The sequence below is a fragment of the Paraburkholderia sediminicola genome, assembly GCF_046027825.1.
In the GTDB taxonomy this organism is placed as follows: Bacteria; Pseudomonadota; Gammaproteobacteria; order Burkholderiales; family Burkholderiaceae; genus Paraburkholderia; species Paraburkholderia sediminicola_D.
On the sequence record NZ_JAQQDU010000176.1, the window covers coordinates 1 to 7,570 of the forward strand.

Below are 7,570 nucleotides of genomic sequence, written 5' to 3' on the forward strand. Positions count from 1 at the left end.
GCTAGGCGTCGCCGAGGCTGGCTTTTTCCCCGGCATCGTGCTGTACCTGACGTATTGGTATCCGGCCGCGCGCCGTAGCCGCGTCAATGCGCTGTTCATGATGGGTATTCCGGTCGCCGGCGTGCTCGGCGGTCCTTTGTCGGGATGGATCATGCAGGCATTCAATGGCCTGCACGGTCTCGCAAACTGGCAGTGGCTTTTCCTGCTGGAAGCCACTCCGTCGATCGTTCTCGGGGTCATCACGCTGAAGTATCTGCCGAACGGCATCCGCTCGGCGAAATGGCTCACGGAAGATGAAAAGACCTTGCTCGAACAACGGGTCGCAGAAGACGGCGCCGGAAAACTGCACGCAAAACTGTCGAGCGTACTGAGCAACGGCCGGGTGTGGTTCATGGCCGGGATTTACTTCTGCTGCATGATGGGTCTCTACGGCGTCAGCTTCTACCTGCCCACGCTCATTAAAACGGCCGGCGTGAAGGACGCATTGGACGTCGGCATGCTCACCGCAATCCCCTACGGCTGCGCGATCGTCGCCATGCTGTTGATTGCCCGCAGCGCCGACCGCTTGCGCGAGCGCCGCTGGCATTTCGCTGCCGCGAGCCTGATGGCGAGCGTGGGCCTGCTGGCCGCCACGATTTTCAGTTCGAACGTCGTTCTCGCGATGATCGCGCTGTCAATCGGCACGGCGGGTGTGCTCGCCACGATGCCGGTTTTCTGGGCGTGGCCTAGCGCGATGCTCGGTGGCAGCGCGGCTGCCGCCGGCATCGGCCTGATCAACTCGGTGGGCAATCTGGCGGGCTTCGTCAGCCCGACCGTCGTCGGGTGGATGAAGGACGTCACGAACAGCACCAATGCGGGGATGTATGTGATTGCGGCGGCGCTGTTCGTCGGCGCATGTCTCGCCTTCTTCCAGCCGCGCGAGCAGGTCGGCAAGTAAGCGACGCAGCGGCTTCAGGGGTGCCTGAATGCCGCTTTCAGCGCGCTTCACTAGCGCGTCGATACTGCTCTAATACCGCCGCGTTTTCGCGTGGCGGCTTGCCCCTCAAGCAGAAGCCTCTCTGTCGCGCGATTCGGACACGATCCGATTGGCGGCGTCGCTTGCACCGCCGGACGCTGCCGGTGAAGGGTCGAACCGCATCGCCGCAGGCGGCGCGCTGATCGCCTTGACGCCGTTCACAATGGCGGGCGTAGCGACGTATGGGATAAACGCCGCCACTGCAACGACAAAGATAAAGGTAACCATGGCCGTCATACCTCCCGGAATCTGCGACGTGGAGGTCAAGCAAAGCGCGGCCACACGTCAGGGACGTGTCTTTGATTCTAGAAGCGGAGTTCCGAACGCTGAAGGCTGCTCTCTAAATCAATTCGGTCCACGTCTCTGATCTAGCGGCCAAAAACGTCTATTCAAAACCGCAAGCCGTTCAGAAACTGGAACCAGAGTCCGCCCAGTACGCCGGCCGGGTGGGCATCGCTGGCACTTTCTTCGCGCTTGCCGGGATTGCTGCGTTGAGCAGATGCGCCATGATTGGCCGCGTCTTCGTTCACGCTCGCCGCCTCAGCTTGGGTAGGCGCTTCGGGCGAAACCTCAGGGGCCTGCGCCGCTTTCGCGGCCGCCTCGGCGGCAGCCGCCGCCTTCTCCGCCTCGCGCCGCGACGCCTGCAAGGCCGACACACTGTCGGCAATCTGCGCGGCGCGCTGCGCCTCGCATCGACGTCCTAGCAGGACGCCAAACAGCACATCCCGATTGTGGCCGTCGTCGGCGAAACGCATGGCGAGCGACACCATTTCCGCGTAGGCCGCTTCGTCCGCAGCACGCACCGCCGCCTCACGTTCAGTCTGGGCTTTTTGCTGGCGTGCACGCTGCGCTTCCCAGCCGCGCATCTGCTCGGTGTAGACCGAGTCGTACACCTTGCGCTGCGCGGCGTCGGAGAGGATCGCGTATGCGTCCTTGATTTCCTGGAACGTGGCCCGCGCAACTTCTTCGGCGCCGTTGTTGCGGTCTGGATGCCATTTCATCGCGGCCTTGCGGTAGGCCCGCTTGATTTCTTCGTCCGTGGCGTGCATGGGCACACCGAGGGTGTCATATAGGGTTGCCATCGCTTGCTCGACCTCGCCGTGAATCGCTTCGCGGGCCATCGTAGCACGCTCAAAACGGCTTTATCGTGAAGCGGCAAGCGCTGACGCCACTGAAAGACCAGACGAAAAAAAGGCCCCGCGACAGGAGTAGCGAGGCCGAATCCCATGTCAAGGAGATGTCATGGAGGAGACGACTCGATCATAGCCGTGCATCATCGCGCCCCCAAACAATGGTTCGCCATATGCTTATCCGGCTTGGCTTCAACTGCATAGCACTGAACACCGCATCCGCTGCGAAGCGTCCATCAGACAGCCCGCCAGACCGCCGATACCCCCAACAGTTATATCGTTAGAACAAAAAGTCGCTTCGCCCGGCTCGCGGCCGCAATTAAGATGACACTTCAAAGTCCGGTTCGCCCCGGTGCGTCTGCGCGCAGCCCCGCGCCAGCGTCCCGTGAGCCGCTACCGAAGGAGCATTTCCTTGACCAGTTTCAATCATCAACGCCGGCCGCTCGTCATCGGCATCGGCGGCACGACACGCGCCGCGTCGTCGACCGAGCGCGCGCTCGGCATTGCGCTGCGCGGCGCGGAAGCCGCGGGCGCGAATACCCGCCTGTTCGGCGGCACCTTCCTGCATAGCCTGCCCCATTACGCGCCGGAAGACCCTAAACGCACCGACGAACAGCTCGAACTGATCGAGGCCGTGCGCCACGCGGACGCGCTGATCATCGCGACGCCCGGCTATCACGGCGGCGTCTCCGGCCTCGTGAAGAACGCGCTCGACACGCTCGAAGAGTTGCGCGCCGATGAGCGGCCGTATCTCGATGGCCGCGCGGTCGGCTGTATCGTCACCGCTTATGGCTGGCAGGCTGCCGGCTCGGTGCTGACGTCCCTACGCTCGATCGTCCATGCGTTGCGCGGCTGGCCCACGCCGTTCGGCGCCGGCATCAACACGCTGGAAACGCGCTTCGAGACTGTCGACACCTGTTCCGATGCCAAAGTCGTCGATCAGCTCGCCACGGTCGGCCAGCAGGCCGCGCAATTCGCCCTGGCGTTCAACGCGCATCGCACGCCGACGGCCGCGCCGCTCGGCAATGCAGTCAAGGAAGCGCAACCTGCCCGGTTACTGCACGCGGTCTAAGCGCGAATCGTATGACATCGTGGATCGCGGCTCGCGGTCCACGAACCTTCCTCACCGGCCGGTTTCCTCCACGCGGCCGCGCCGCCCCACTCCAAACCGTGCGCCACATAACAGACCATCCGCCAATCAGGTCGGATAGTGTCCTGACGCTCAGCGACTAAGGTCCGATCCGGCCTTGTGAAGACTGTTCCCGAACCGCGCTGATTTGCTTACGACGAAAGATTGGTTCACCCGCTGCGCGGCGCGGCCTACGCTTGATCCTGCCCGCTCACTCACCGGTGGCCTGACGCACAAGGTTGCGTCCCGCGAGCCGGCTCCCTAGCAATACACGCGGGCACACTCACTGCCACGACCATGAACTCACATATCCGCTACAAGGGCTACGAAGTCGCACCGGCTGCACAACGACTTCCCAATGGCCTGTTCGCCGCCAACCTGACCATCGAGAAAACCTCTGCAAGCCAGGGCCAGGCCTACTCGTTCGACGCGCTCGATTATTTCTTCGACGAAGAACACGCGCTCGCCTATGCGTTCCGATGGGGACGCATGTGGATCGACAGCCGGAAGTAATGTCGGCGGGGTCGCCAAGGCGCACTCAAAGACCCTGTAGCAGCGATCACGCCGGTCCACGGCGCAGAACCAGAAGGCGAGTCGCCGTCAAGTCCGACGACCGGCCACCCGGCAAACCCAGGCCACCTTGCGCCACTCGACGTCGGTTCTCAAACGGCTGTGCCAGAATAGGCGACACTTCAGATCAAGGAGACGCCTGCAATGACATGGACCGTTGATGAACAGTTGGCACTAACCGCAACGGAAGCGGTCGCCGCGATCCAGTCCGGGCGCATCAAAGCCGCCGACTATATGGCTACGCTGCTGGCGCGCGCGGCGTCGCTCTCAAGCCTCAATGCGCTCACCACGCTCGACCTCGACGGCGCGCTGGCCGCCGCGCAACGCATCGACGCGTTGCCGCCCGAAGCGAGAGCGCAATTGCCGCTCGCCGGTTTGCCCATCGTCGTGAAGGACAACATCAACACCGCCGGCCTGCAGACCTCGGCGGGCACGCCCGCCTTGGAGGGCTTCGTGCCGACGACGAACGCGCCTTCGGTACAACGGCTTCTCGACGCCGGCGCGATCGTGCTCGGCAAAGCCAACATGCACGAGCTGGCGTTCGGCATCACCAGCACGAACTTCGCCACCCACGCCGGACCCGTGCGCAATCCGTACGACCCCACCCTGATCCCCGGCGGCTCGTCGGGTGGCACCGCTGCGGCGATCGCCGCGCGCATCGCACCCGCGGGCCTCGGCACCGACACCGGCGGTTCGACCCGGATTCCGGCCGCGTTGACGGGCATCGCGGGGTTTCGTCCGTCGGTCGGAAACGGCGGCGCCGAGCGGCGTTATCACGACCCGAATGCCGTCGTGCCGATCAGCCATACGCGCGACACGGTGGGTCCGATGGCGCGCACCGTTGCCGATATCGCGTTGCTCGACGGCGTGATCACCGGAGCGGGACCGTTGCCCACACTTACGCTGAACGGCTTGCGTATCGGCTTGCCTGCACCGCTCTGGGAAGGGCTCGAACGACAGGTGGAACAGGTCGCGCGCGCCGCCTTGCTCCGCCTCGACGCAGCGGGCGTCACCTTCGTGCCCGTCGCGATGAGCGAACTGGAAACCTTGAACGACCAGGTAGGCGGTCCCATTGCGATCCACGAGCCACGCGAAGACGTGCTCGCCTGGCTCGTCGCCAACCATGCGCCGGTCAAGACAGTGGCTGAAATGGCGGCCCGCATCGCGAGCCCGGACGTGCGTGCGATCTACGACGGCGTGCTTGCCGACGTGCTCGGCGCGCATTACGACGCAGCACTGAAGCATTGGCGGCCGCGCTTGCAGGAGTATGTCGCGGCGACTTTCGCGCACGAGCGTCTCGACGCGCTCCTGTTCCCGACCACACGCCTCGTCGCGGTGCCGATTGACGACCTGAACGGCTCGTCGACGGTATCGATCGATGGCGCCGCGCCGATCGATACGATGGAAGCGTTCCTGCGCAATACCGACCCGGCCAGCACGTCCGGTATTCCGGGCTTGTCGCTGGCGGCAGGGATGACCGACAGCGGCTTGCCGGTCGGCCTGGAACTGGATGGTCCGCTCGGTGAGGACCGGCGGCTGCTGGCAATCGGCGTCGCATTCGAGAAATTGCTCGGTGTGCTGTCGGCGCCTGTGCTCTGATGGCTTTGAAGTTGCCTTGGCAAGGTGCCATCGAAGGTGCCCATTGACCATGCCGTTGAACACTCCAACAAGTAAGCACCGATCCGCATCCGCATGCCGATGACACCGTCAACACCACCCCGCCTTCGACAAACGTTTCTGCGAACCGCCGCCGCCCTGGCGGTCGCCTTCACCGCCGCCTCCTGCGCGCGCCTTGCCGCAGTCGATCCGAACGCGCTCTGGAAAATCGTCGATGTGCGCTGCGTGCCGTCGCAACAGGCTACCGGCACACCGGGCCAATGCACAGTCGTTGATCTCGACAAACGCTATGTCATCCTGAAGGACATCGTCGGCCGCTCACAGCATCTATTGATGCCGACCGACCGCATCACCGGCATAGAAAGCCCGCTCGTGCTGGCGCCGGATGCAAAGGACTACTGGGACGACGCGTGGGCCTCGCGACTTTACGTCGAAAAGTCCGTCAAAAAGTCCTTGCCCGACAATCAACTCGGCCTCGAGATCAACTCGCAATACCGCCGCTCGCAAAACCAGTTGCATATCCATATCGATTGCATGCAGAGCAACGTAAGCGATGCACTCGCACGCCACGCGAAGGACACGCCTGGCGAGTGGCGCTGGGATACGCTCGACGGCCAGCGCTACCGGATCATGCGCGTCACGTCGCTCACGCAGGCGAACAATCCGTTTCGCATCGTCGCGCGTGACAACGCAAACGCCGCGGCGATGGCAATGCAAACCATCCTCGTGACCGGTGCGGGTCCGTCGGCGGAAAAGGACGGCTGGCTCGTCGTGAATAGCGGTCTGGATGTCGACAACGGCAGCGGTACGGCGGAAGGCTTGCTCGATCATGCGTGCCGCGTGGCGGACGATGAATGAGCGGTCTCCCGCGCCTATACCCGAACAGGATCCACAAGGGTCTTGCAAGGCGTTCTGAGCGCCAGGTGATGGCGGCCTGGCCCTGGGTAAGGGCCAGCGATGTGCCCCCCCGCTTTTGCATGTGCTTTTGCATGTTTAAGCAGATGCATTGCTGAACAAAATGGTTCTGGTCGCGTGGATTGGTCCGTAGGATCGGTCTAAACCTGCATTCCGACCGATCCAGCCGATGGCGATTTACCTCGACGATACGCAACGCAACGCACTCGCCCGACGGGCTGCAAGCTGGACATGGCGCACCGAATGGCCGACGTGGCTGCTGATCGTCACGATCTATGGTGGATGGTTCGGTGTGGCGACGCATGCACGCACCCTCGGTCTGCCACTGACCACCGCGCTGTTAGCGTTACTGGGCACGTGGTACATGTCCCTGCAACACGAACTGCTGCACGGTCATCCAACGCGTTCGCCGCGCTTCAACGCACTGCTGGGATTCGCGCCGCTCGCGGTGTGGTTTCCGTATGGTGTCTACCGTGACTCGCATCTTCAGCATCACGACGATCCACATCTGACGCTTCCTGAGCGCGATCCCGAAAGCTACTTCGTCAGCCAACGTGTGTGGCAACGCGCGGGTTTTGCGATTCGCGCACTGCTGACGTTCCGCAATACGTTTATCGGCCGCCTGCTGGTTGGGCCGGCTTTCGCCATTGCGGCCACGGGTGTCGATGCACTCCGAAGTATCAAACGCGCCGATTTTCGCGATGTCCCGATGTGGCTCGCCCATCTCGCCGCGTTGGCCGCGCTGACGATGTGGCTTCAACGCGTCTGCGCAATCCCGGCGTGGGCCTTTATCCTCGGCGCAGGTTATGGATCGTTGTCGTTGGGCTCGATCCGCTCGTTTCAGGAACATCGCGCGGCCCATGCGCACGAGCACCGCACCGTCATCAACGAAGCAGCATGGTTCTGGCGCCTGCTGTTCCTGAACAACAACTACCATCTGGTTCATCACGACTTGCCGCATGTGCCGTGGTTTGCGCTTCGGGAAGTCTATGAAACGTCCCGACGGCAATACATAGAACGCTCAGGCGGCTATCTGGTAAAGGGTTACGGCGAATGGTTGAAACTTTATGCGTTCGCTTCGGTTGCTCCTCCGGCTTATGGCGATCTATCCGATTTGATCCAGAGGAATCCGCCCGCTTCCGACAGTTTTGCGGGTAAATTGCGGGCAAAATTCATGGTAGTTGTCCGTCGAGG

The 7,570-nt window shown here is 63.0% G+C and carries 8 protein-coding genes; 6 read left to right on the top strand and 2 right to left on the bottom strand.

The features are described from left to right. Nucleotides 1–937 (top strand): MFS transporter (locus PQQ96_RS41055; protein WP_408302986.1); only part of this gene is annotated, 937 nt, incomplete at its 5' end. 105 nt (nt 938–1,042) lie between these two features. On the opposite strand, the gene PQQ96_RS41060 is transcribed toward PQQ96_RS41055, so the two are convergent. Together PQQ96_RS41060 and PQQ96_RS41065 are read right to left on the bottom strand one after the other, a co-directional pair. Then, complete coding sequence (locus PQQ96_RS41060) at nt 1,043–1,243, bottom strand: hypothetical protein (RefSeq protein ID WP_408302988.1); 201 nt, start codon at nt 1,241–1,243, stop codon at nt 1,043–1,045. A gap of 161 nt (nt 1,244–1,404) precedes the next feature. Beyond that, nucleotides 1,405–2,097 (bottom strand): J domain-containing protein, encoded by a 693-nt coding sequence (locus PQQ96_RS41065; RefSeq protein WP_408302989.1) that lies wholly within the window; start codon nt 2,095–2,097, stop codon nt 1,405–1,407. Nucleotides 2,098–2,557: 460 nt separating this feature from the next. On the opposite strand from PQQ96_RS41065, the gene PQQ96_RS41070 reads away from it, so the two are divergent. The 5 genes from PQQ96_RS41070 to PQQ96_RS41090 all read left to right on the top strand — a co-directional run. Further along, a complete protein-coding gene (locus tag PQQ96_RS41070) occupies nt 2,558–3,217 on the top strand; it encodes an NADPH-dependent FMN reductase (protein ID WP_408302992.1) in 660 nt (219 codons plus the stop codon). A gap of 354 nt (nt 3,218–3,571) precedes the next feature. Then, the gene (locus tag PQQ96_RS41075; protein WP_408302994.1) at nt 3,572–3,787 is read left to right on the top strand and encodes a DUF6566 family protein; all 216 of its coding nucleotides are present in this window, start codon (nt 3,572–3,574) and stop codon (nt 3,785–3,787) included. Nucleotides 3,788–3,988: 201 nt separating this feature from the next. After that, complete coding sequence (gene iaaH, locus PQQ96_RS41080; protein WP_408302996.1) at nt 3,989–5,443, top strand: indoleacetamide hydrolase; 1,455 nt, start codon at nt 3,989–3,991, stop codon at nt 5,441–5,443. A gap of 93 nt (nt 5,444–5,536) precedes the next feature. Continuing rightward, nucleotides 5,537–6,319 (top strand): CDP-diacylglycerol diphosphatase, encoded by a 783-nt coding sequence (locus PQQ96_RS41085; protein WP_408302998.1) that lies wholly within the window; start codon nt 5,537–5,539, stop codon nt 6,317–6,319. Nucleotides 6,320–6,545: 226 nt separating this feature from the next. Further along, the coding region (locus tag PQQ96_RS41090; protein ID WP_408302999.1) for a fatty acid desaturase at nt 6,546–7,570 on the top strand (1,025 nt) is incomplete at its 3' end.